Below are 23,660 nucleotides of genomic sequence, written 5' to 3'. Positions count from 1 at the left end.
ACGCTCGAGGCAGGGGCCCTTCGTCCCTGTCGCGAGTCCGGGTCAGGCAAGACAGTGGAGGTGTGCGGAGCACAGCAGGTGCCCCGCCTGGTCACCGGAAAGAGCGAGTCATGAGCACCACCGGCCTGTCCCACGACCCCACACGGCCGTCCGCACTCGTCGTCTACGAGTCGATGTTCGGCAACACCAAGGCTGTTGCCGAAGCGGTCGCCCTGGGCCTGTCGTCGACCTTCGACGTGGACCTCGTCGAGTGCAGTAGAGCCCCGTCACCGCTACCCGAGAACGTCACGATGGTGGTGGCCGGTGCGCCGACCCACGCCTTCGGACTGAGCCGGGAGTCAACCCGTGAGGATGCGAGACGGCAGCGCCGTGTCGGTGACCAGCCGTCGGAGTCGGGCCTGCGGGAGTGGCTGGACGGGCTGTCCCACACCGCCGGCACCGGTCGCCACCCGGTGACCGCAGCCTTCGACACCAAGGTGAGCCACCCTCGGCTCCCCGGCTCGGCCGCCCACGCCGCGGCCCGTCGCTTCAAGCGACTGGGATACGTCCAGCTGGCCACGCCCCAGACCTTCTTCGTCGAAGGCAGCCAAGGCCCCCTGGTCGAGGGGTCGAGCGACGCGGCGTACGAGTGGGGACGGGAGCTCTCGGACCGGGCGCTGAGGTTAGTCGAGCACAGCCAAGCGCTCTGAGCACCTCATCGCCCTGAGCACCTCATCGCCCTGGGTGGACCTCACCGTCCTGGGTGGACCACGGCCAGCGGACAGGGCCGCTCGTGGTGCAGGAGACCCTGGCTGACCGATCCCAGCACGAGCCCGGTGAAGCCGCCATGACCGCGGCTGCCGACCACGACCAGCTGCGCTCCCTCGGCCTCGGCGAGCACGGCGTCGACGGGCAGGTCCCGGGTGAGCACCCTGCGGACCGGGACGTGGGGGTACTTGTCGGTCCACGTGGCCACCGACGCGTCCAGCAGCGCCTGCTCGGCCTTCCTCAGCTCCTCCACCTGGTCCTCGTTGAGCCACGACCCTCCGACCCGTCCGGGCACGTCGAGCCACCACGCGTGGACCGCCACGACCGACGCTCCCAGGGCCGCCGCCCGCTCGAACGCGAACGCCAGGGCAGCGTCGTTGGACGCCGAGCCGTCCACAGCGACGACGATCGGCGCATCCGTGGCCACGTCGTGGTCCTGGTCCACCACGACGACCGGGCACGCGGCGTGAGCGACGACCTGGGTCGACGTCGAGCCCGCCACCGCCTCACCGAGCACCGTGTGGTGCCTGCGGCCGACGACCACCATCGCCGCCTCATTCGAGGCGTTCACGAGCACGGATGCCGGCGACCCGAAGGCCGAGTGGGTCACCACGGGGACGCCGGAAGCCCGTGCGGCCGCGAAGCTCTTCGCCTCCTCCACGAGTTCTCCGGTGATGTCGTACGGCCACGGCGACGCGGCGCCGACGGTCGGCGCGGCGGCATACATGACCCCCCTGGAGACCATGAGGTGAAGCGGCACCTCGCGTCGCTGGGCTTCGCGCAGGGCCCAGTCGAAGGCCGGCTGTCCGGCCGAGGAGCTGTCGTAGCCCACGACGATGGGGCGGCGTCCGGCCTTGGGTTCCATGGGTCTTCTCCAGCCTTCCGGGGAACAGGGGTGCGTCACGATCGTGGCGGCCGTCGAGACCCGGCCACAGGGTCATTGGTCCCGACGGTGGCGGCGGTGGCGGCTAGGGTCGACGCGTGCTCGAGGCCCTGCTGCTCGTCGTCGCGGCGCTGCTGATCGGGTACGCCAAGACCGCGATCGGTGGTCTCGGCAGCATCAGCGTCGCCATCTTCGCGAGCGTGATGCCGACCCGGGAGTCGACCGCGGCGATCCTGCTGCTGCTCCTGATCGGTGACGTGGTGGCCGTGTGGCACTACCGGCGCGAAGCCGACTGGAGCCTGCTGCGCCGCCTCATTCCGGCAGTGTTACCGGGCCTCGCGCTCGGCGCCGCGTTCCTGGCGGTCGTCGACGACCTCGTCCTGCGCAAGTCCATCGGGGTCCTGCTGCTCGTCCTGACCACCCTCCAGCTCGCGCTGCGCTGGCGGTCACCCGACGAAGGGAGGATCGGCAGGTCGCGAACCGCAGCGATCGCGACCGGCGTCGCGGCGGGTTTCACCACCATGACGGCCAACGCCGCCGGTCCGGTGACGACGCTCTACCTGGTCGCCCAGGGGGTCGAGAAGCTCCGGTTCCTGGGGACCAGCGCCCTGCTGTTCTTCGGGGTGAACCTCTGCAAGCTGCCCTTCAGCTTCGGGCTCGGGTTGTTCGGTCCCCACACCGTGCGACGCACCCTGCTGCTCGCTCCGTTCGTGCTGCTGGGCTGCTGGGCCGGCCTGCACACGGCTCGCCGCCTCAGCCAGCGGCGGTTCGACCAAGCCGTTCTGGTGGCTTCGGCCGTGGCCGCGGTCGCCCTCATCGTCCGCTGAGGGTGGGCGCAGATCAGCCGTTCGGCCCTTCTCCGTCACGAACTCAGCCGATCCCCGGCGCGTCCGCCCGCGGCGGCATGCGGCGGCTCCTACCGTCGAAGACGTGAGCACGCAGACCATCCACCGCACGACCAGCCACCACCCGCGCGTCCTGCGCGGGGCTCGTGGCTGGATCTGGGTGTGCGCCTGCGGCAGCGCGTCGTGCCGGACCCCCGCGCAGGCCCCGTTGGCCTGGCGCTCGGCCCTGATCGGTGCACTGCTGCACTCGTCCACCATCGCGCCCTGAGCCGACCGGCGCCCACGCCGAGCACCTCCACCGGGCCACTCCTGCCCAGCCGCTCCCCCACGGCTTCACCGGCCAGCCCTCTCTGCCGCCCGAGGGCGTTGGCGCCGCGCAGCCGAGCCTGAGGGGAAGACGCATCAGGCTCGATTCCACCTCACCGGGCCTCGGCGTCTGGAAGGCTGAGGTTGGCACGCTGGCGTGCTTCCGCCATTGTTCGAGGACCACTGCAACCAGGAGGCTTGTGATGAAGGTCGGCATTCCGCGCGAGGTCAAGAACAACGAGTACCGCGTGGCGATCACCCCGTCAGGCGTGCACGAGCTCGTCGTCAACGGGCACGAGGTCTACGTCGAGAAGGATGCCGGGGTCGGGTCGTCCATCGTCGACGAGGACTACGTCGCCGCCGGTGCCACGATCCTCGACACCGCGGACGACGTCTGGGGCACGGGCGACCTCATCCTCAAGGTCAAGGAGCCGATCGAGCCCGAGTACCACCGGATGCGCGAGGGCCAGACCCTGTTCACCTACCTGCACCTCGCCGCCGACAAGCCGCTGACCGAGGAGCTGGTGAAGCGCAAGGTCACCGGCATCGCCTACGAGACCGTGGAGCTCCCCGACCGTTCGCTGCCGCTGCTTGCCCCCATGTCGGAGGTGGCCGGACGGCTGGCACCCCAGGTCGGTGCCCACACCCTCATGCGCGCCCAGGGCGGCCGCGGGGTGCTCATGGGCGGGGTGAGTGGCGTGTATGCCGCGAAGGTCGTCGTCATCGGCGCCGGCGTCTCGGGCATGAACGCCGCCGCGATCGCCCTCGGCATGCAGGCGGAGGTCCTCCTGCTCGACCGCGACATCGCCAAGCTGCGCCACGCGGATGCGATCTACCAAGGGCACTGCCAGACGGTCGCCTCCAACAGCTACGAGATCGAGCGTGCCATCGAGGACGCCGACCTCGTCATCGGCGCCGTCCTCGTGCCCGGCGCGAAGGCCCCGAAGCTGGTCACCAACGAGCAGGTCTCGCGGATGAAGCCCGGCTCGGTGCTGGTCGACATCTCCATCGACCAGGGCGGTTGCTTCGAGGACTCGCGCCCGACGACCCACGCCGACCCGACCTACCAGGTCCACAACTCGGTGTTCTACTGCGTCGCGAACATGCCCGGCGCGGTGCCGCACACCAGCACCTACGCGCTCACCAACGTCACCCTCCCGTATGCCGTGCAGCTCGCCAACCAGGGATGGCGCGACGCCCTCGCGGCGAACCGTCCCCTGGCGCTCGGGCTCAACACCCACGACGGCGCGGTCACCTACGCCCCGGTGGCAGAGGCCCACGGGTTCGAGTCGGCAGACCTGCAGAGCATCCTCGCGAGGGCCTGACCCCCGACGGCTGTCCCCGGCGCCAGCTAGGTTCGACCCGTGCTCCTCGCTGACGTCGTCGCCGCCTCGGCGGCAGCCACCGCCACCCGGTCACGGCTGGCCAAGACTGCCGCCGTGGCCGACGCGCTGCGCGCGGCCGGTCCCGACGAGGCGGCGACGGTCGCGGCATACCTCTCCGGCGTGCTCCCCCAGCGTCGCGTCGGGGTGAGCTGGAGAGGGCTGTCCACGCTCCCGGCCCCCGCGAGCGAGGCAACGGCGACCGTCGGCGAGGTGGACGCAGCGCTGAGCGAGATCGCGCTGATCGCCGGGAGTGGATCCTCGGCGGCGCGGTCTGCCGCGGTGTCGGCGCTGTTCGCACGGTTGACCCAGCCGGAGCAGGACTACCTCCGGGCCCTGGTGACCGGGCAGGTGCGGCAGGGGGCCCTCGACGGCGTCATGCTCGCCGCCATCGCCGCGGCCTCCGACGTGCCCGAGGCCGAGGTGAGGCGGGCCGTGATGCTGGCGGGCTACGCCGGCCCGGTGGCTGCTGCCGCGCTGGCGGGCGGTAGCGAGGCCCTCGCGCAGATCCACCTCGAGGTCGGGCGGCCGTTGCGCCCGATGCTCGCCGCGTCCGCGCCCGATGTCGCGGCCGCCTGGGACCAGGTGGGCGACACCACGCAAGGGGTCGTGGTCGACGGCAAGCTCGACGGCATCCGGCTGCAGGCCCACCGTGATGGCGACGACGTGCGCCTGTTCACCCGCTCGCTCGACGACATCACCGACCGGCTGCCCGAGGTGGTCGAGGCGGTCCTGGCCCTTCCGGCCACGCAGCTGGTCATCGACGGCGAGGCCATCGCGCTCGACCAGGCGGGGCGCCCGTTGCCGTTCCAGCAGACGGCCTCTCGCACGATGAGCAGCACCGGGGTCGAGAAGCTGAGGGCTGCGGTGCCGGTGACTCCGTACTTCTTCGACCTGCTCCACGTCGACGGCGACGACCTGCTCGAGCTCCCCGCCTCCGAGCGCTTCGCGCGGCTCGCGGCCCTCGTCCCCGAACCCAGTCTGGTTCCGCGCATCACCGCCGCCGGTGCGGCAGAGGCGACGGAGTTCTTCGACCAGCTCGTCCGTGACGGTCACGAGGGCGTCGTGGTGAAGTCGCCGACGGCCCCCTATGCCGCGGGACGCCGCGGCGCGGGATGGGTGAAGGTCAAGCCGAGGCACACGCTCGACCTCGTGGTGCTCGCGATCGAGTGGGGCAGCGGTCGGCGCAAGGGCTGGCTCTCCAACATCCACCTGGGCGCCCGCGACCCAGAGACGGGTGGGTTCGTCATGCTCGGCAAGACGTTCAAGGGCATGACCGACGAGATGCTGCAGTGGCAGACCGAGCGGTTCACCGAGCTGGCCACCGAGGGCACCGAGGGCTACGTCGTGCCGGTGCGGCCGGAGCAGGTCGTCGAGATCGCCTTCGACGGCATCCAGACCTCGTCGCGCTACCCGGGCGGGATGGCCCTGCGGTTCGCCCGAGTCCTGCGCTACCGCGACGACAAGACGGCCGAGGAGGCCGACACGGTCGACACGGTGCGCGCCCTGCGCTGAGTGGCAGAGCCACGTATCAGGCCACCTGCCTGCAACCTCTTCTGGTCAGGACGTGCCGCGGGGGGCGGTACGGACGAGGGGGACAGCACCATGCAGACACGACACGTCATGAGGGGCGACACCGCCCACCACCACCCGCACGTGCTTCGGACGCGCTCCGGCACGTGGCGCTGGCAGTGCGAGTGCGGTGGCGCCTCCTGCCGCACCGCCATCGCGCAGCTCAGCTGGCGTGAGGCGGTGCTCGGCGCACTCAACCACGCCACCTGCCTCGCGCCCTGACGCCCGGACGGCACGGCATGATGTGCATTGCATAGGGTTTCTATGTAAAGTGCACGCCGTGATCGATCGTGACGAGCTGGGCAACAGCGTCCTGCGCTCTGCGGCCAGGCTGACCCGCTGGGCCTCCCGCAACGCGTCCTTCGACGTGCCGATGGCCCAGACCCGCCTGCTCGCGCTGGTGGAGGAGCTCGGGCCCGCCCGTATCAGCGCGCTGGCCGCGGCCGACCACACCAGCCAGCCGACGATGAGCACCCAGGTGCAACGGCTCGAGGCCGAGGGATGGACCGTGCGCGTGCCCGACCCGGCCGATGCCCGCGCCAGCCTCGTCTCACTCACCGCGGAGGGAAGAGCCGCGCTCGGCAGGGCGCGACGCGCCCGGCTCGAGGCCCTCTCCCCCGCGTTTGAGCAGCTCGACGCCGACGCCATCGCGCGGCTCGAGGTCGCCGTGGCCGCCCTCGACGACCTGCTGGCCCGTGCCTCCGCCGCCGAGTCGGCTGACCAACCCCGCTGAGTCCCCCACCCACCGACAGAAAGAAGCCTGAAACCACCATGTGGCGCCAACCCAAGACCGTCTGGTCCGTCGCCTTCGCCTGTGTCATCGCCTTCATGGGCATCGGCCTCGTCGACCCCATCCTCAAGCCCATTGCCGACGACCTCGGTGCGACGGCGTCGCAGGTCTCACTGCTGTTCACGAGCTACATGGCCGTGATGGGGGTCGCGATGCTCGTGACCGGCTGGGTGTCCAGCCGCACCGGCGCGAAGCGCACCCTGCTGCTCGGTCTCGTCGTCATCATCATCGGCGCGGGTCTGGCCGGGGCCCAGGACTCGATCGGTGGCATCGTCGCCTTCCGCGCGGTCTGGGGGCTGGGCAACGCTCTCTTCATCGCCACGGCCCTGGCCACCATCGTCAGTGCGGCCCGCGGCTCGGTGGGTCAAGCGATCGTCCTCTACGAAGCCGCCCTCGGCGTCGGCATCGCCACCGGCCCGCTGCTCGGCGGCTGGCTCGGCGGCCACTCATGGCGCTGGCCGTTCTGGGGCGTCTCCGCCCTGATGGCTGTGGCCCTGGTCGCGATCCTCACCACCTTGCCCGCGACCCCGCCGACCGGACCCCGCAGCAGCATCTCCGCCCCGCTCAAGGCCCTGTCCCACCGAGGCCTGCTCACCGTGGGCATCACGGCCCTGCTCTACAACTTCGGCTTCTTCACCCTGCTCGCCTTCACCCCGTTCCCCCTCGCCATGGGCGCGCACCAGGTCGGCCTCATCTTCTTCGGCTGGGGCCTCTTGCTCGCCTTCACCTCGGTGGTGGTGGCACCTCGCCTGCAGCGCCGTTTCGGGACGCTGCCGGGCGTCGTCGGCGCCCTCGTCGGGTTCGCCCTCATCCTGGCGGCGATGGCGATCGGCACCGACCACAAGCCGGTGCTCGTCGTCGGGGTGATCCTCGCCGGGGCGTTCCTGGGCATCAACAACACGCTGATCACCGAGACCGTCATGAAGGTCTCGCCGGTGGAACGGGGAGTGGCCTCGGCGGCCTACAGCTTCGTCAGGTTCGGCGGCGGCGCGATCGCGCCGTGGCTGGCCGGCAAGCTCGGCGAACGCTCCATCCACGTGCCGTTCTGCGTCGGTGCCGGCGCCGTCCTGCTCGGCGTCGCCGTCCTGCTCACGGCACGACGCGAGATCACCGCCGTCGATGAGGCGCACGCCCACGACACGACCGAGCAGGAGCGCCCGCTCGAGGCCGCCGCGATCACGGTCGGCGACGCCTGAGCCGCCGTCCTCCCCCTAGGCTGGGCGGCGTGCTCGACCAGGTCACCGCCACGCGCTACGTCACCCCCCTCAAGGAGGGCGGGTCGCTGCCCGGCATCGTCGAGGCCGACGACCTGGGCACCTACGTGCTGAAGTTCCGGGGAGCCGGCCAGGGCCCGAAGGTGCTGGTGGCCGAGGTCGTCGTCGGCGAGCTCGCGCGAACCCTCGGCCTGAACGTGCCACGCCTCGCCGTCGTGGACCTGCAGGCACCCATCGCCAAGTACGAGGCCGACGAGGAGGTCCAGGACCTCCTCACGGCGAGCATCGGCCCCAACCTCGGGATCGACTTCCTGCCCGGCTCGTTCGGCTACGACGGGTCACGACCGCCGGCCCCCGACACCGCCGCCGACATCCTCTGGCTCGACGCGCTCACGGCCAATGTCGACCGCACCTGGAGCAACCCCAACCTGCTGGTCTGGCACCGCAACCCGTGGCTGATCGACCATGGCGCCGCGCTCTACTTCCACCACGGCTGGCCCAGTCGCGGTGCCGACGCCGGGCGCTTCGCCGCCCAGCCCTTCGATGCCAGCACGCACGTGCTGCGCGACGTCGCGTCCAGCCCGGCGGCGGCCCACGAGCGCCACGCGCCGACCGTCACCCGCGAGACCCTCACCGACGTGGTCGCGGCCGTGCCCGAGGTGTGGCTCGAGCAGGCACCCGGTCTCGAGACCCCCGAAGCCGTGCGCGCGGCATACGTCGATCACCTGCTGGCCCGCGTCGCGAACGCGTCGGCCTGGCTCCCCGGGGATGCGTCATGACCCGCCACGGCTACCAGTACGTCGTGCTCCGGTGCGTGCCGCGCGTGGAGCGCGAGGAGTTCCTCAACGTCGGCGTCGTGCTCTACAGCCAGGGCGCGGACTTCCTCGAGGCCGCGTACCGCGTCGACGAGGACCGCCTGCGGGCGTTCGCACCCCAGGTCAGCGTCGAGGACGTGGACCAGGCCCTGGAGACGATCTGCCAGGTATGCCGCGGGGTCACCGGCGGTGGGCTGCCCACCCTCGGCGGGCTGGGACGCCGCTTCGGCTGGCTGAGTGCCCCACGAAGCACCGTGGTGCAGCCGGGACCGGTCCACGGCGGCCTCACCGAGGACCCCGCCGCCGAACTGGCCGACCTGCTGCGCCGCCTCGTCGACTAGGGCGTGCCTTGGGGGCGGAGCGCCCAGGCGGCCACGGCGCCCGCCGCAGCCACGTTGAGGGAGTCGACTCCACCGGCCATCGGGATCGTCACCGTGAGGTCGGCAGCCGCGAGCGTGTGGTGGGACAGGCCGTCACCCTCCGTGCCCAGCACCAGGGCGAGCCGGTCCGGTGGGTCCGCGGCCAGCTCGTCGAGGCTCACCGCGTCGTCGGCCAGGGCGAGGGTCGCCACGGTGAACCCGGCGGCCTGGAGCTCGGCGATGCTGCCGGGCCACGGGTCGATGCGGGTCCATGGGACCTGGAAGACAGTGCCCATCGACACACGAATAGCCCTGCGGTACAACGGATCTGCGCATCGAGGAGTGACCAGCACCGCATCCACCCCGAGAGCGGCTGCGGAGCGGAACACGGCGCCGACGTTGGTGTGGTCGACGATGTCCTCGAGCACCAGCACGCGCTGGGCGTCGGCGACCAGCGCGGCAACGGTGGGCAGTGCGGGTCGTTGCATGGAGGCCAGCGCGCCCCGGTGCAGGTGGAAGCCGGTGAGCTGCTCGATGACGTCGTGCTCCCCGACGAAGACCGGGATGGCCTCGGCCTCGGCCTCGGCGACGATGTCGGCGAGGTCGGCGAGCCAGCGCTGCGCCATGAGGTAGCTGCGCGGTCGGTGTCCCGCCCGCAGGGCCCGCCGGATGACCTTCTCCGACTCGGCGATGTAGAGGCCACGCTCGGGCTCGGTGCGCCGCCGCAGCGCGACATCGGTGAGCGACACGTAGTCGGCCAGCCGGGGGTCGGAGGGGTCGGTGATCGAGATGGGCACGGCGAGCAGGCTAGACGACAGCCCGGACGATGACACTCACGCTGGCCACTACGCAGAAGACCAGCACAGCCCTCCTGAGCCGGTCCCGGTCGAGCCGCGCACGCGCCGGCGACGCGAGGGCGTAGCCCACACCGATGAAGGGCACCCACACCAGGCCGGCCACCAGCTGGTGACGGGTGAACTCCCCCGCGACCCCGAGACCGACGACCGCCATCACAGCGCCCATGAGGAAGAACGCCGACAAGGTGGCTCGTACCCTGGTCGGGCGTTCGTGCTGGAGGACGAGGGCGAGGAAGGGGCCACCAATGGACGCGGCCGTTCCCGAGAAGCCGGCCACCGCACCGGCGGCGGCCGAGCTGCTCGGCGTCGGGCGCACGTCCAGCGCCGACACCGACGCGACCACGGTGAGCAGGATGAGCAGGCCCGTCACCACCGAGATCGCCCGCACCGAGAGAAAGGCGACCGCCGCAACCCCGAGTGGGGTGACGAGGAGACGCGCAGCCAGTGCCCAGCTCAGTGACCGCCAGGCGATGTCCCTCGGCCCGTGCGCGAGCTGCACGACCGGCAGGGAGAAACTCGTCACGAGCAGCGCCCCAGGCATCAGCTCCGGCGTGAAGACGACGATGAAGGGCGCCGCCACCACCGCCATCCCGAACCCGATCGAGGACTGCACGAACGCACCGGCGAGCAAGGCGGCCCCCAGCAGCAGGACGGGCGTCCACTCCATCAGCTGAACCAGACGATCTTGATGATGCCGACGAGGCCAACCACGATGATCACGCCGCGGAGCACCACGGGCGGCAGGCGGCGGCCGACCTTGGCGCCCACGAACCCGCCGGCGAACGCGCCGAGCCCGATCAGCAGCGCGACGAGCCAGTCGATCCGCCCCCAAGCGACCACCATGAAGGTGATGGCCGCGACGGCGTTGACGATGGTCGCGAGCACGTTCTTGAAGCCGTTGAGCCGCTGGATCGGCTCGCTCGAGAGCGCGCTCATCAGACCCATCAGGATGACGCCCTGCGCAGCCCCGAAGTAGCCGCCGTAGATGCCGGCCACGAGGACCCCGACGGTGAGCGCTGCGCCGTGCCAGGAGGCCGGAGCGACACCGGCCTCGTGGCGGGCCAAGGCCCGGGCCTGGAGCCTCGGGCCCAGCACCACCAGCACCAGGCCGAGCCCGATGAGCACCGGCACGATGGCCTGGAAGGCCTCGGGCGGAAGCACGAGCAGGAGCACCGCACCGATGACGCCACCGAGCAGCGAGGCCGGGGCCAGGCGACGGAGCGTGCGTCCAGCACCCTCGAGCTCGGAGCGGTAGCCGTGCACGGCAGTCACCCCGCCGGCGACCAGCCCGACCGTGTTCGACACGTTGGCCACGACCGGTGGGTAGCCGAAGAAGAGCAGCGTCGGGAAGGTGATCAGGGTGCCCGACCCGACGACGGTGTTGATGGTCCCCGCAGCGAGTCCCGCGAGGAAGATCCCGACGGCTTCGAAGACGGACACCACGTCACCCTAGCGACGCGGCTCCCCCGCCCCGGAGACCGGTATGCCGCCCGCGCAGGTGCGCGGGCGGCATACCGGAGTGCGGTGGAGGTCAGGCGGGCGGCGGCGGCTTGGGGCCCTCGTCGGTCTCCACGGGTGGGGCGACCGGCGGCGCTGGCGGCTCGAACTCGGGCACGGCGTCAGCCGGCGGCTGCACCGGCGGTTGCACGCGCCGGACGGGAGCCGCATGCTCGGTGGCTTCCTGGCTCGCCTTGCCGGCGAGGCCACGCGCCTCGGCGAGGGCCTGCATCGGGTCCTCGAGCACGGTCTCGTCGAAGGCGTCCGCGAGCTGACCGGGGTCAACCCACTCCTCGTCGCCCCCGTCGTCCGGGCCGTGCGGCTTGTCCGCGGCGCCGAGCGCCCCGCCGATGCCGCGCAGTGCGTCGGTGAGCTCGCTGGGGATGATCCACATCTTGTTGGAGTCACCACGGGCGATCTGCGGGAGCACCTGGAGGTACTGGTAGGCGAGCAGCTTCTGGGTGGGCTTGCCGCGGTGGATCGCGTCGAAGACTTGTTGGATGGCGCGGGCCTGGCCCTGGGCCTCGAGGATGCGGGCCTGGGCCGAACCCTCGGCGCGCAGGATCTGGCTCTGCTTCTCACCCTCGGCCGTGAGGATCGCGGACTGCTTGGTGCCCTCGGCGTAGAGGATCTGGGCGCGCCGCTCACGCTCGGCCTTCATCTGCTTCTCCATCGACTCCTGCACGGAGTGCGGCGGGTCGATCGCCTTGAGCTCGACCCGGTTCACCCGGATGCCCCACTTGCCGGTCGCCTCGTCGAGGACCCCGCGGAGCTGGGCGTTGATCTGGTCGCGGCTGGTCAGCGTCTGCTCGAGGTCCAGCGACCCGATGACGTTGCGCAAGGTGGTCACCGTGAGCTGCTCGATGCCCTGGATGAAGTTGGCGATCTCGTAGACGGCGGACTTGGCGTCGATGACCGAGTAGTAGATGACGGTGTCGATGTTGACCACCAGGTTGTCACTGGTGATCACGGGCTGGGGCGGGAAGGACACGACCTGCTCACGCAGGTCGACGTTGGCGCGCACCTTGTCCACGAAGGGCACCAGGAAGTGGATGCCTCCCTCGAGGGTGCGGGCGTACCGTCCGAGCCGCTCGATGATCAGGGCAGTCTGCTGGGGCACGATGCGGACCGTGCGGAAGAGCACGATCAGCGCAAAGGCGACCAGGATCAGCAGGACGATGAAGCCTGCTCCGATGCCGTCCACGTCTACTCCGTTTTCTGACCTGCCGTGACGCCGGTGACGATCACGGTGGCCCCCTCGATGGATACAACCCGGACCTCTTGGCCGGGCTGGCAAGTGTCGCCCCCTTGGGCGGTGCGGGCGGACCAGGTCTCGCCACCCACCTTGACGCGACCGTCGGTCGCGGTCACGGCCTGCAGCACGCGCCCGCTGCGGCCGACGAGGCCGTGGGCCCCGATGCCGTGGCTGGCCTCGGCCACCATGAACTTGCGGGTGATGATCGGCCGCACGACGAGGAGAAGCAGCCCCGCGACGATGACAGCGACCACCACCTGCCCCGGGAAGGGCACCCCGATCGCTGAGGCCACCGCACCCACTGCCGCGCCACCGGCGAGCATGAGGAAGACGAAGTCGACGGTGGCGGCCTCGATCGCGGCCAGGATCAGTGCCAACCCCAGCCATGCCAGCCACGGGTTCTCCGCGAACCAGTCCATGACGCCCCTCCCTCTCAGCAGTCCACCACCTCGGTGGTGCCGCAACTCTAGGACGAAGGAGAGGCTTCCGACGTTCCTTCGCCCACCTTCAGGCGAGCCGTCCAGCGGTCACCCCGTCGCTCGAGCTCCAGCGGCATGCCGAAGGTCTCGGAGAGGTTTGCCTCGGTGAGGGTGATCTCGACCGGGCCCTGCGCGACGATGCGGCCCTCGCGCAGCAGCAGCACGTCGGTGAAGTGCGGCGGGATCTCCTCGACGTGGTGGGTCACGAGGATCAGGGCGGGCGCCTCGACGTCAGCCGCGAGCACGCCCAGGCGCCGCACGAGGTCCTCGCGGCCCCCGAGGTCGAGTCCTGCGGCCGGCTCGTCGAGCAGCATCAGCTCTGGGTCGGTCATGAGGGCGCGGGCGATCTGCACCCGTTTGCGCTCACCCTCGGAGAGCGTGCCGTAGGTGCGGTCGGCCAGGTGGTCTGCTCCGAGAGCTCCGAGGAGCTCGGAGGCCCGGGCGTGGTCGAACGTCTCGTAGCTCTCCCGCCAGCGGCCGACGACGCCGTAGGAGGCAGTGACCACGACGTTGTGCACCACCTCGTCGAACGGGATGCGCTCGGCCAGGGCGGCCGAGGCCAGTCCGATCCGGGGGCGGAGCTCGAAGACGTCGACCGCACCCAGCACCTCTCCGAGCACGCCCGCCACGCCCCGCGTGGGATGCATGCGCCCGGCGGCCAGCTGGAGCAGCGTGGTCTTGCCGGCACCGTTCGGGCCGAGGATCACCCACCGCTGACCCTCCTCGACCTCCCAGGAGACGTCGTCGAGCAGGGTCGCCTGACCCCGGACGACGCTCACTCCCGCGAACTCAAGGACGTCACTCATGTCACGGGACCCTATCGGCTTAGCATGGCGGGATGCCCGAACTCCCTGCGTCAGTGCGGCTTTCGCTGTGGATGACGCACGCCTGGGCGACAGGGACCCCGCTGGAGGACGCGATCGCCCGCGCCCTGCCCGACATCGACCACGTCGCAGGCGACCTCGACCGCCTCGCGCTCTGGCGCGACCTCGGGGAGCAGGCCCTGCTCGTGGCGCTCCCAACGCCCGGCGACCTGGTGGGGCTGCCGGGCGCGTCCGTGGAGGCCCAGGGCGCCGCGGCCGTCGGCGGCGAGTGCGTCTTCGTGCCCGGGCTGGGCGGCATGTTGGTGCCCACGATCTCGACGTACGGCGCCGGACCCGACGGCGGGCTGGACCTCGGCACCCGGGTGGACTGGACGGCATACGACGCGCAGCCGGTGCCCCGGCACCGCGTGGAGGCGCTGGAACCGTCACAGCTGGAGCGGCACCTCCGCGAGGAGATCCGCAGCGCCACGGAGGCCATCGACGCGGTGGGGGGCCAGCCGTTCGGCGCCACCGCCGCCCGCGAGCTTGCCGACGCGGCGATGGGCGGCCGTTGGGGCCTGCCAGCCGGCCTTCCGGGGCGCGCCGCTCGGGTGATCTCGCTCGCCGGGACCATCGCCACCGTGGTCGACGTGGCCCTCGGTGCCGGCGACGGGGCACTCACGGCGGCCGAGGCGGCAGCGCGCCACCGCCTGCTCCTGCGCCTCCAACGCGGAGCCGAGCGGGCGCTGGCCGACGCCACGAACGCTGCGTGCGCGGTGCTGGCCGGCTGGCGGCCGGAGTGAGGACCGGGTGACGGGAGCACTGGGTGCGGTGCGATCGGCCGATTAGGCTTGGACACCATGGCGGACCCCGCAATCATCCTGGTGTCGGAGCTGCACGCCGACACGCTGCTCGAGGAGTTCCAGAGCAGGTACCAGCGCGACTACGCCCTGCGCACAGCCGGCTCGTGCGCAGAGGCCGAGTCCATCGCTCGCGAGATCTGCGACCGCGGGGACCATGTCGCCCTCTTCGTGACTGACTCCAGGCTGCCCGACGTCGAGACGGTCCACCACGCGTTCCACCGCTGGCGCCAGGTGGTAGCGACGGCGCGGCGGGTCGTGGCGGCCCACTGGGACTACTTCCTCGTCGATGCGCCCGATCTGCGGGTCGGTATGGCCAAGGGCAAGTTCGACGCCTACCTCCTCATGCCCCGGGGCCGCCGCGACGAGGAGTTCCACAACGCGATCACCGACCTGCTGTCCGAGTGGACGTCCACCGTCCCCCAGCCCGAGGTCGTCGTGGCCAAGGTGATCTCACCGACCCACGACGCCCTCACGATGGCCATCCGGGACTTCCTCGACCGGATGGGGATGCAGAACCGCCTCTGGCACCCCGACACCCCGGAGCTGCAGGACTACCTCGCCGGGATCCGTGCCGAGCTCGGCGGCGACGAGATCCGCTGGCCACTGGTCGTGGCGGCGAACCGGGTGCCCATCCAGGCCACCAGCGTCCGCGACGTCGCCATCGCGATCAACGGCGCCCCGCGCAACTTCGAGTTCGACGGTGTCGTCGACCTCGCGGTCGTGGGCGGCGGGCCCGCTGGGCTGGCCGCGGCGGTCTACGGCGCCTCCGAGGGCCTCTCGGTCGTCGTGCTGGAGGCCGAGGCGATCGGTGGCCAGGCCGGCACCAGCTCGATGATCCGCAACTACCTCGGGTTTCCCCGGGGCATCTCCGGCATGCGGCTCGCCCAGCGTGCGCGCAACCAGGCGCTGCGCTTCGGGACGGACTTCCTCACCGGGTGGGAGGTCACCGCGCTCCAGCCCGGCACCGGCGACACCCCGCACCTGCTCCACACGGACGGTGGCGACGTCCGCGCCAGGACCGTCCTGATCTCCAGCGGCGTGGCCTACCGCAAGCTGGGCGTGCCGGCGCTGGAGGACCTCGTCGGCGCCGGCGTCAACTACGGCGCAGCCATGACCGCCGCCCGCGAGATGGAGGGCCACGACGTCGTCGTGGTCGGTGGCGGCAACTCCGCCGGGCAGGCCGCGCTCCACCTGGCCCGGTTCGCGAGCTCGGTGACGATCGTGGTCCGCCGGCGCGGCCTCGAGGAGACCATGTCGCAGTACCTCATCGACGAGATCGGCTACAACGAGCGGATCACGGTGCTGCCCTGCACCACGGTGGTCGACGGTGGCGGTGCGGGCCAGCTCGAGTGGCTCTGCCTCGAGGACACCACGAGCGGTCGGCGCACGACCAAGCAGGCGCGGGGGCTGTTCCTCCTCCTCGGGGCCGAGCCTCGCTGCGACTGGCTGCCGCCGGAGCTGGCCCGTGACAAGCACAGCTTCGTCCTCACGGGACGCGACGTTCCGCGCGACCAGTGGACCGACGACGTGCCCCCGGCCAACCTGGCCACGACGGTCCCCGGCATCTTCGCTGCCGGGGACATCCGGGCGGGGTCGATGAAGCGGGTCGCGGCAGCCAGCGGAGAAGGAGCGTCCGTGGTTCCACTCGTGCACGCCTACCTCGCCCCGGCCACCGAGGACGAGCTGACCGCGGCCCCGGTCTCCTAGCTCAGTTGGTCGGCCCGTTGCCCAGCACGTCCTGGTAGACCTGGATCGTCCGGTCGCCGATGGTGGCCCAGGAGAACGCGTCGACCGCGCGGGTGCGTCCCGCAAGCCCCATCGCTTCGGCGCGGGACGGGTCGCTCACGGCGTCGTTCAGCGCGTGCGCCAGGTCAGCGACGAACCGGTCTGCGTCGAGGGGTATGCCGCTGCCGTCCTGTTTCTGCTCGATCGGCACCAACCAGCCGGTCTCGCCGTCGACGACGACCTCCGGAATGCCCCCGGTGGCAGTGGCCACGACCGCCAGCTCGCAAGCCATCGCCTCGAGGTTGACGATGCCGAGGGGTTCGTAGATCGACGGGCAGGCGAAGACCGTGGCGGCCGACAGCAAGGCGACGACCTCGTTGCGCGGCAGCATCTCCGGGATCCAGACCACCCCTTCGCGGGTGGCCCGGAGCTCCTCCATCAGACCCTGCACCTCGGCCATGATCTCCGGGGTGTCCGGGGACCCGGCGCACAGCACCAGCTGGACGTCGGCCGGCAGCTGGGCCGCCGCGCGGAGGAGGTAGGGAAGGCCCTTCTGCCGAGTGATCCGTCCGACGAAGATGACCGACTTGCCGTCGGGATCGACGCCGTGGCGTCGGACGATGTCGTCATCGCGGTGCCGCTGCCAGAGCTGGGAGTCGATGCCGTTGTGGACGACCTTGACCTTCTCGGGGTCGATGGAGGGATAGCTGCGCAGTACGTCCTGGCGCATGCCCTCGCTCACTGCGATGACAGCCGCGGCGGCCTCGTAGGCGGTCCGCTCGACGAACGACGAGACCCGGTAACCGCCACCGAGCTGTTCGGCCTTCCAGGGCCGCATCGGCTCGAGGCTGTGCGCGCTCACGACGTGGGGCATGCCGCCGAGCAGTGACGCGACGTGCCCGGCGAAGTTGGCGTACCACGTGTGGGAGTGGACGAGGTCGGCCCCGACGCAGTCGCCGGCCATCGCCAGGTCGACCCCCATCGTGCGGATCGCCGCGTTCGCGCCCGCGAGGTCCGGCAGGTCGGCATACCCGCTCGTGCCCTCCTCGGCGACGGGTTCCCCGAACGCCCGCACCCTGGCATCCACGTCGCCCCGATCGCGCAGCGCGCGGACGAGCTCGGCGACGTGGACCCCCGCTCCGCCGTAGATGTTGGGCGGGTACTCCTTGGTCAGGATGTCGACTCTCACGCTCGTGAGATTAGACCCGCACTGGGGTCGCCGCGAGGGCGTCCAGTCTCTAGGGTCGAGTCATGCCGTATCGACGTGGGGTTCCCAGGGTCCTTGCCATCGTCCTCGCCGGTGGCGAGGGCAAACGTCTCATGCCGCTCACTGCCGACAGGGCCAAGCCCGCAGTGCCGTTCGGCGGCATCTACCGCCTGATCGACTTCGCCCTGAGCAACGTCGTGAACTCGGGCTATCTCAAGATCGTCGTGCTCACGCAGTACAAGTCGCACAGCCTCGACCGCCACGTCACCAAGACCTGGCGCATGTCGACGATGCTCGGCAACTACGTGGCCCCCGTCCCGGCACAGCAGCGCGTCGACAAGAACTGGTACCTCGGCTCGGCCAACGCGATCTTCCAGAGCCTCAACCTGATCCACGACGAGAAGCCCGACATCGTCGTGGTCGTGGGCGCCGACCACGTCTACCGGATGGACTTCTCCCAGATGGTCGCCCAGCACATCGAGACCAAGGCAGGGGTGACCGTCGCGGCCATCCGCCAGCCGATCTCACTGGCCGACCAGTTCGGCGTGATCGAGGTCGACGACGCAGACCGTCGCAAGATCGCGGCCTTCAAGGAGAAGCCCAAGGACGCCAAGGGTCTGCCCGACTCCCCCGACGAGGTGCTCGCCTCGATGGGCAACTACGTCTTCGACGCCGACGTCCTCGTCGACGCGGTGACCCGCGACAACGATCGCGAGGGCAGCAAGCACGACATGGGCGGCGACATCGTGCCCGACTTCGTCAGCAACGGTGAGGGCTACGTCTACGACTTCAAGGACAACGTCATCCCGGGCGCCACCGAACGCGACCAGGCGTACTGGCGCGACGTAGGGTCGATGGACTCGTACTGGGAGGCGCACATGGACCTCGTGTCGATCCACCCGGTCTTCAACCTCTACAACTACGACTGGCCGATCTACACCGACTACGGCCCGCTCGCGCCGGCGAAGCTCGTGCAGGGCGCCGCCGGCCAGTTCGGCGAGGCCCACAACTCGGCGGTCTCCCCCGGTGTGGTCATCTCCGGAGCCACGGTGACCAGCTCCGTGCTCTCCCCGCGCTGCCACATCCACAGCGGCACCACGATCGACGACAGCGTGCTGCTCGACGGCGTCGAGGTCGGCCGCGGGTGCGTCATCAAGCGAGCCATCATCGACAAGGGTGTCGTCGTGCCGGAGAACACCACCATCGGCGTCGACCACGACCGCGACCGCGCCCGCGGCTTCATGGTCACCGAGTCGGGCCTGACCGTCATCGCCAAGTTCCAGGAGGTCACCGCGTGACGGGCGAGCGACCGATCCGGATCGGGGTCCAGCTCCAACCCCAGCACGCCGAGTACGCGGCGATCCGTCGTGCCGCGGCTGAGGCGGAGGAGATCGGGGTGGACATCGTCTTCAACTGGGACCACTTCTACCCCTTGTACGGCGCGCCCGACGGCCCCCACTTCGAGTGCTGGACGATGCTCGGGGCCTGGGCCGAGGCGACCTCGCGCGTCGAGATCGGCGCGCTCGTCACCTGCAACAGCTACCGCAACCCCCAGCTGCTCGCTGACATGGCACGCACCGTCGACCACATCAGTGGCGGCCGCCTCATCCTCGGCATCGGCTCCGGCTGGTTCGAGCGCGACTACGACGAGTACGGCTACGAGTTCGGCACTGCTGGCGGGCGGCTCGACAAGCTCGCTCGTGACCTGCCCCTGATCAAGCAGCGGTGGGCCAGGCTCAATCCCCCGCCGACGCGTGACATCCCGGTCCTCATCGGCGGTGGCGGCGAACGCAAGACGCTGAAGATCGTGGCCGAGCACGCGACGATCTGGCACGGCTTCGGCACCGCCGAGACCATCGCCCACAAGCACGCCGTCCTCGACGAATGGTGCGCCAAGCTGGGCCGCGACCCCGCTGAGATCGAGCGCTCGTCGGGCGTCTCCCCCAAGCCGGGTCGCCTCCCCGAGGACGTCAAGGACTACGCGGCCGGCGCCGAGTCCTTGTATGCCGTTGGCACGCGACTCTTCACCGTCGGCATCGGTGGTCCGAAGTACGACCTCGGCCCGATCCGCGACCTGGTCGCCTGGCGCGATTCCCGCGACAGCTGACGCAGACCACCCGAGGGAGGCGAGCCTCCCTTGGGTGGTCGGTGGTCAACGGCAGGTCACGTCGTATCGCGAGTCCGGCTGTGAGCCCGACGAAAGACCATCAGCCCCAACGCATAGAACACGGTCGCGACCAGGAGCCAGCCGGCGAGTGCCAAGAGTCGGCGGTCGCCAGACAAGTTCGGCCATGTCGCCACGCTGAACATGGCAAGCCAGTACACGAGACCGGTGAAAACTCTCCGCTTGGTCATCGACGTGCCTTCATACTCGACAGCGGACGAGGTCCCAGCGCAGCATGGATGGGTCAACCACGGGGGGTGCCGTCATGCGCCAGCGGAGGCACTTGCCTTGAGCGATCCCCGACTTGATCTTCGACCCTGCGAGGTCCATGTATGCCTTGACTACGAGCAAGCAGGCAGAAACCAGAGTGGGGCCACCGCTGCTCAGCAGTCCGCACATCAGGTTCGCGTAGGTGGTGAGATTCGACAGGTGGTTCCGCAGTTCCCACATCCACGACCATGAGTACCTGACATAGACGACCGTCCGCGGCTGTCCCAGTGAGTTCAGTGCTGCGGCGTACCACCAGTCGCTCCCCTTCGCGGCGCTGACAACAACATTCGAGGCCATTGCCAGGATCTCGTCCATGCCGGTTCCGTCGATGTACACCTCACCCGCGTCGACGGTTACCGTCGCTCTCGGATCCGACGTGATCGTTGCTGCCAAGTCTCGCGGCATCCCTTGCCCAATCAGGATGTGCTTGGCCTCGGTGCGCTGATCGTTTGCCATCAAGGGCGACGGCGGGGCTGCATTGGCCGGCATCGCCATGCAAAGCACCAGTGCGATGAGCGTTGTCAGTAGGCAAGACGACCTTCTCACGTGTTCCCCCAGTAGGACTTCCGGCTCGCGGTTCGAGCAGGTCCTGCGGAGCCTAGAAACCAAGTCGAATCCATGCATGTGACTGCCTGTGACCACATATATTCATACAGACTCTTTACCAAACAGAGGGTGTGGTCGCCCGCGCCACCCCTTCTGCGCCGCCGGTCGGATGGCGAGACTGCACCCGGAGGGATGGATGGCCGTCGATGGTGTGGCGAGGTGCCCGACCTGACCGCGCAGACGCTCTTGGTGACCATCTCCGGTGAGGACCGGCCGGGCGTCACCAGCACGTTCTTCGACGCCATCGCCGACGTCGGTGCGGAGGTGCTGGAACGCGAGCCCTCGCGACGATGCCGCGCGCCACCCTCGCCCGCCAAGGCAGCACACAGCCGCCATCGCCAACCAGGCCCAGCTGCTGCCCATCAGCTTCGAGGAGTACTCGGACCATGGCCCGCGTCCGTGGTTCGTGGTCGACACGGGCCACCCGAACACGGCCCCGAGAGCGCACACGAGGACGCCCACCCATCCCTCTCAGCCATGATTGATGCACCCGTCCGTACACACGAGAGGCGGGGGTACGGACTTCGTTCCCCGCCTCCCAAGGCCCGTCAAGATTCGGTTGACGACCAGTTCATGAGTCTCGCCTGTGACGGACGTGACGAGCGACCAGCACAGAAGACCGGACGAGCACCCACCCGACCGCCAGCGTCAGGACCTCACTGTCCCTGGCTGGTTCGTTTCCCTGGATCAGCGGGGACAAGACAGCAACAGTCAGGATGATGACGAGGACCAAAGCCTCCATACGCAACTCTTTGCGGGTCGGCATGACGTCCTCCTCAGGCCCTACACGTCTTGTAGTACGAATCGTAGGCCGGTAGCGACGCGGCTCCACCCGACGCCGGCACCCTGGCCTTGTAGCACTTCTTCAGGCGGATGGCGGTGTTCACGGTGTTCTTCACGTCGTCCTTGACGAGCAGGTAGATCACGCCGCAAGTGACCGTGGCAGCGGCCGTGGGCAAGAAGGCACAGAGTAGCCCGGGGATCTGGCTCGAGTTGCTGTCCATGAAATTCTTGAGCTTCCACGTCTCGGACCAGGACATCTCGACGTAGTACACCGGCGTGTAGTACCACCAGCCCGCCGTGACCCATGGATCCATGACGATCGGGAACGCCGCCCCCTCGGCATCCACCACCTGGCGTAACGAGCGACCCTCGACGACGAATCGCGTCTGCAGCTTCTTGCCCTCCGCGTCGACCGCCCAAGGACGCTCAACTCGGCCCTGCTTGACCCCGTCCTCGTTCGCGATGTCCAGAGTGCCATCCTGAGTCGGGGTCATCGTCCACCCCTTCGGGACGAGGTTCTCGAACACTCCGTCGCTGTGCCCTGACGTCAACTCTGCGACCAACCTCAGCCCGACGCCGTCGGCCTGGGCCCAAGTGCGTAAACCCTTGGCTGGTGCAATCGTCTGACCGCCCTTCGTCAGCCCGGCACTCGGCACCGTCTCACCGAGTTGACCCGTCTGCGCCACCACCGCGGCGGCAGCGCGGTCTGGTGCCTCCGCTGCGCCGGCCGGCGCGGTACCGACACAAGCCAAGCCGACCAACAGGACCACGAGACTGGTGATGCGCTTCATACTTGTCCCCCTCGTCTGCGCCCGTGGTTCGGGCGGCTCATGCAGGTTAGGAAGCCGCGGATTTCTAGTCATGTGACTGAATGTGACTACATAGATTCATACTGAATCTTTACCTTCAGCACGGGCCGAAGGCAGGTCGAGTTGCTGTCCCCGCCGGTCGGATGGCGAGACTGCACCCGGAGGGATGGATGGCCGTCGATAGTGTGGCGAGGTGCCCGACCTGACCGCGCAGACGCTCTTGGTGACCATCTCCGGTGAGGACCGGCCGGGCGTCACGAGCACGTTCTTCGACGCCATCGCCGACGTCGGCGCGGAGGTGCTGGACCTCGAGCAGGTCGTCGTCCGCGGTCACCTGACTCTGGCCATGCTGCTCGCCGCCGGCGCGGCCCACGAGCGGCTCCGGACCGTCCTCACCACGGTCGGGCACGACCTCGACCTCAAGGTGAAGATCAAGTCGGGCACGGGCGACAGCCGTCGACGTCGCAGCGGCCGGGCGGCCGTCGTCGTCCTCGGGTCGCCGCTGCGCGCCAGCGGTGTTGCCGCCATCACGGCGCGGATCGCCTCCCACGGCGCCAACATCGACCGCATCCGACGACTGTCGCGCTACCCCGTCACGACGGTCGAGTTCGATGTCTCGGGGGCCGACGTCGAGCGGTTGCGGCGCGAGCTGGCCATGGAGTCGAGCGTCCACGGGCTCGACATCGCCGTCGCAGCGGGTGGCTTGGCCCGACGCGGTCGGCGGCTCGTCGTCATGGACGTCGACTCCACGCTCATCCAGGACGAGGTCATCGAGCTGCTGGCCAGCCACGCCGGCCGGGAGGCAGAGGTGGCCGCCGTGACTGCTGCCGCGATGCGTGGAGAGCTCGACTTCGCCGACAGCCTGCGCGAACGGGTCGCCGCCCTCGAGGGCCTACCGGCCACCGTCCTCGACGACGTCCGCGCCGCAGTGCAGTTCACCCCAGGCGCACGCACCCTGGTCCGCACCCTGAAGCGCCTGGGCTTCACCGTGGCCATCGTGTCGGGCGGCTTCATCGAGATCGTCGAGGATCTCGCCCGCGAGCTGGGGATCGACCACGCGCACGCCAACCGGCTCGAGGTGCGCGACGGCATACTCACCGGACGGCTGGTCGGGGACATCGTGGACCGGGCCGGAAAGGCAGCGGCGCTGCGGCGATTCGCGGCGGAGGCGGGCCTCCCCCTCTCTCGGACCGTCGCCATCGGCGACGGCGCCAACGACCTGGACATGCTGGAGGCCGCCGGACTCGGGGTGGCGTTCAACGCCAAGCCGGTCGTCCGCGAGCAGGCTGACACGGCCGTCAACGTGCCCTACCTCGACGCGGTGCTCTACCTGTTGGGAATCACCCGCGAGGAGATCGAGGAGGCCGACGAGGCAGACGGCACGCCGACCCCCGCTCCGCCGATCCCCACCCCCTGACTCCTAGGCTGA

The 23,660-nt window shown here is 70.0% G+C and carries 26 protein-coding genes; 16 read left to right on the top strand and 10 right to left on the bottom strand.

Translation table 11 applies throughout. The annotated features are described in order from the left end of the window. The first annotated feature begins 110 nt into the window (after positions 1-110). On the top strand, positions 111-689 hold the full coding sequence (locus AC1DX8_RS02530) for a flavodoxin family protein (protein WP_477628330.1): 579 nt from the start codon (positions 111-113) through the stop codon (positions 687-689). Positions 690-730: 41 nt separating this feature from the next. Here AC1DX8_RS02530 and AC1DX8_RS02525 read toward each other — a convergent pair whose 3' ends face one another. After that, complete coding sequence (locus AC1DX8_RS02525) at positions 731-1,612, bottom strand: universal stress protein (protein ID WP_477628329.1); 882 nt, start codon at positions 1,610-1,612, stop codon at positions 731-733. Positions 1,613-1,728: 116 nt separating this feature from the next. Here AC1DX8_RS02525 and AC1DX8_RS02520 point away from each other — a divergent pair, with 116 nt between their 5' ends. The 9 genes from AC1DX8_RS02520 (at position 1,729) to AC1DX8_RS02480 (ending at position 8,895) form a co-directional block, all read left to right on the top strand. Beyond that, positions 1,729-2,457, top strand: coding sequence for a sulfite exporter TauE/SafE family protein (locus AC1DX8_RS02520; protein WP_477628328.1), 729 nt, complete (start codon positions 1,729-1,731; stop codon positions 2,455-2,457). 103 nt (positions 2,458-2,560) lie between these two features. Next, complete coding sequence (locus AC1DX8_RS02515) at positions 2,561-2,743, top strand: hypothetical protein (RefSeq protein ID WP_477628327.1); 183 nt, start codon at positions 2,561-2,563, stop codon at positions 2,741-2,743. Between the two features lie 241 nt (positions 2,744-2,984). After that, complete coding sequence (gene ald, locus AC1DX8_RS02510) at positions 2,985-4,106, top strand: alanine dehydrogenase (protein ID WP_477628326.1); 1,122 nt, start codon at positions 2,985-2,987, stop codon at positions 4,104-4,106. A gap of 39 nt (positions 4,107-4,145) precedes the next feature. After that, positions 4,146-5,678, top strand: a complete 1,533-nt coding sequence (locus tag AC1DX8_RS02505) for an ATP-dependent DNA ligase (protein ID WP_477628325.1) — start codon at positions 4,146-4,148, stop codon at positions 5,676-5,678. 90 nt (positions 5,679-5,768) lie between these two features. After that, positions 5,769-5,957 carry a hypothetical protein gene (locus tag AC1DX8_RS02500; protein ID WP_477628324.1) on the top strand — a complete coding sequence of 63 codons (189 nt, stop codon included), beginning with the start codon at positions 5,769-5,771 and terminating at the stop codon, positions 5,955-5,957. Positions 5,958-6,015: 58 nt separating this feature from the next. Next, positions 6,016-6,468, top strand: coding sequence for a MarR family winged helix-turn-helix transcriptional regulator (locus AC1DX8_RS02495; RefSeq protein WP_477628323.1), 453 nt, complete (start codon positions 6,016-6,018; stop codon positions 6,466-6,468). Between the two features lie 38 nt (positions 6,469-6,506). After that, positions 6,507-7,721: an MFS transporter gene (locus tag AC1DX8_RS02490; protein WP_477628322.1), complete on the top strand. Its 1,215-nt coding sequence runs from the start codon at positions 6,507-6,509 to the stop codon at positions 7,719-7,721. A gap of 29 nt (positions 7,722-7,750) precedes the next feature. Further along, entirely contained in the window at positions 7,751-8,518 is a 768-nt protein-coding gene (locus AC1DX8_RS02485) for a HipA family kinase (RefSeq protein ID WP_477628321.1), read from the top strand. Further along, a complete protein-coding gene (locus tag AC1DX8_RS02480) occupies positions 8,515-8,895 on the top strand; it encodes a DUF3037 domain-containing protein (RefSeq protein WP_477628320.1) in 381 nt (126 codons plus the stop codon). The genes AC1DX8_RS02485 and AC1DX8_RS02480 overlap by 4 nt, the downstream gene beginning before the upstream one ends. Here AC1DX8_RS02480 and AC1DX8_RS02475 read toward each other — a convergent pair. The 6 genes from AC1DX8_RS02475 to AC1DX8_RS02450 all read right to left on the bottom strand — a co-directional run bounded on the left by AC1DX8_RS02475 (position 8,892) and on the right by AC1DX8_RS02450 (position 13,807). Beyond that, complete coding sequence (locus tag AC1DX8_RS02475) at positions 8,892-9,710, bottom strand: TrmH family RNA methyltransferase (RefSeq protein ID WP_477628319.1); 819 nt, start codon at positions 9,708-9,710, stop codon at positions 8,892-8,894. The two genes, AC1DX8_RS02480 and AC1DX8_RS02475, sit on opposite strands and share 4 nt — an antisense overlap. 10 nt (positions 9,711-9,720) lie before the next feature. Next, positions 9,721-10,437: a TSUP family transporter gene (locus AC1DX8_RS02470; RefSeq protein ID WP_477628318.1), complete on the bottom strand. Its 717-nt coding sequence runs from the start codon at positions 10,435-10,437 to the stop codon at positions 9,721-9,723. Then, positions 10,437-11,210, bottom strand: coding sequence for a sulfite exporter TauE/SafE family protein (locus tag AC1DX8_RS02465; RefSeq protein ID WP_477628317.1), 774 nt, complete (start codon positions 11,208-11,210; stop codon positions 10,437-10,439). The genes AC1DX8_RS02470 and AC1DX8_RS02465 overlap by 1 nt, the downstream gene beginning before the upstream one ends. A gap of 91 nt (positions 11,211-11,301) precedes the next feature. Then, positions 11,302-12,462 carry an SPFH domain-containing protein gene (locus AC1DX8_RS02460; protein WP_477628475.1) on the bottom strand — a complete coding sequence of 387 codons (1,161 nt, stop codon included), beginning with the start codon at positions 12,460-12,462 and terminating at the stop codon, positions 11,302-11,304. Between the two features lie 11 nt (positions 12,463-12,473). Beyond that, positions 12,474-12,941, bottom strand: a complete 468-nt coding sequence (locus AC1DX8_RS02455) for an NfeD family protein (protein ID WP_477628316.1) — start codon at positions 12,939-12,941, stop codon at positions 12,474-12,476. A gap of 47 nt (positions 12,942-12,988) precedes the next feature. After that, positions 12,989-13,807: an ABC transporter ATP-binding protein gene (locus AC1DX8_RS02450; protein WP_477628315.1), complete on the bottom strand. Its 819-nt coding sequence runs from the start codon at positions 13,805-13,807 to the stop codon at positions 12,989-12,991. 32 nt (positions 13,808-13,839) lie between these two features. Here AC1DX8_RS02450 and AC1DX8_RS02445 point away from each other — a divergent pair, with 32 nt between their 5' ends. Together AC1DX8_RS02445 and AC1DX8_RS02440 are read left to right on the top strand one after the other, a co-directional pair. Next, complete coding sequence (locus tag AC1DX8_RS02445) at positions 13,840-14,607, top strand: hypothetical protein (RefSeq protein WP_477628314.1); 768 nt, start codon at positions 13,840-13,842, stop codon at positions 14,605-14,607. Positions 14,608-14,664: 57 nt separating this feature from the next. Continuing rightward, positions 14,665-16,374 carry an NAD(P)/FAD-dependent oxidoreductase gene (locus AC1DX8_RS02440; RefSeq protein WP_477628313.1) on the top strand — a complete coding sequence of 570 codons (1,710 nt, stop codon included), beginning with the start codon at positions 14,665-14,667 and terminating at the stop codon, positions 16,372-16,374. A 1-nt stretch (position 16,375) separates the two neighbouring features. On the opposite strand, the gene glgA is transcribed toward AC1DX8_RS02440, so the two are convergent. Next, the gene (glgA, locus tag AC1DX8_RS02435; RefSeq protein WP_477628312.1) at positions 16,376-17,581 is read right to left on the bottom strand and encodes a glycogen synthase; all 1,206 of its coding nucleotides are present in this window, start codon (positions 17,579-17,581) and stop codon (positions 16,376-16,378) included. 62 nt (positions 17,582-17,643) lie between these two features. On the opposite strand from glgA, the gene glgC reads away from it, so the two are divergent. Both glgC and AC1DX8_RS02425 read left to right on the top strand, forming a co-directional pair. Then, the gene (glgC, locus tag AC1DX8_RS02430) at positions 17,644-18,897 is read left to right on the top strand and encodes a glucose-1-phosphate adenylyltransferase (RefSeq protein ID WP_477628311.1); all 1,254 of its coding nucleotides are present in this window, start codon (positions 17,644-17,646) and stop codon (positions 18,895-18,897) included. Then, on the top strand, positions 18,894-19,706 hold the full coding sequence (locus AC1DX8_RS02425; protein ID WP_477628310.1) for an LLM class F420-dependent oxidoreductase: 813 nt from the start codon (positions 18,894-18,896) through the stop codon (positions 19,704-19,706). The genes glgC and AC1DX8_RS02425 overlap by 4 nt, the downstream gene beginning before the upstream one ends. Before the next feature lie 258 nt (positions 19,707-19,964). On the opposite strand, the gene AC1DX8_RS02420 is transcribed toward AC1DX8_RS02425, so the two are convergent. Further along, complete coding sequence (locus AC1DX8_RS02420; protein WP_477628309.1) at positions 19,965-20,528, bottom strand: hypothetical protein; 564 nt, start codon at positions 20,526-20,528, stop codon at positions 19,965-19,967. Between the two features lie 123 nt (positions 20,529-20,651). Here AC1DX8_RS02420 and AC1DX8_RS02415 point away from each other — a divergent pair, with 123 nt between their 5' ends. Continuing rightward, positions 20,652-21,359 (top strand): ACT domain-containing protein, encoded by a 708-nt coding sequence (locus AC1DX8_RS02415; RefSeq protein ID WP_477628308.1) that lies wholly within the window; start codon positions 20,652-20,654, stop codon positions 21,357-21,359. A gap of 56 nt (positions 21,360-21,415) precedes the next feature. On the opposite strand, the gene AC1DX8_RS02410 is transcribed toward AC1DX8_RS02415, so the two are convergent. Further along, on the bottom strand, positions 21,416-22,213 hold the full coding sequence (locus tag AC1DX8_RS02410) for a hypothetical protein (RefSeq protein WP_477628307.1): 798 nt from the start codon (positions 22,211-22,213) through the stop codon (positions 21,416-21,418). Positions 22,214-22,424: 211 nt separating this feature from the next. Here AC1DX8_RS02410 and serB point away from each other — a divergent pair, with 211 nt between their 5' ends. Next, the gene (gene serB, locus AC1DX8_RS02405; protein ID WP_477628306.1) at positions 22,425-23,648 is read left to right on the top strand and encodes a phosphoserine phosphatase SerB; all 1,224 of its coding nucleotides are present in this window, start codon (positions 22,425-22,427) and stop codon (positions 23,646-23,648) included. The last annotated feature ends 12 nt before the right edge of the window (positions 23,649-23,660 follow it).

Source organism: Pedococcus sp. P2_A3, from assembly GCF_056405035.1.
This window is presented reverse-complemented; position numbering and strand designations above follow the sequence as displayed.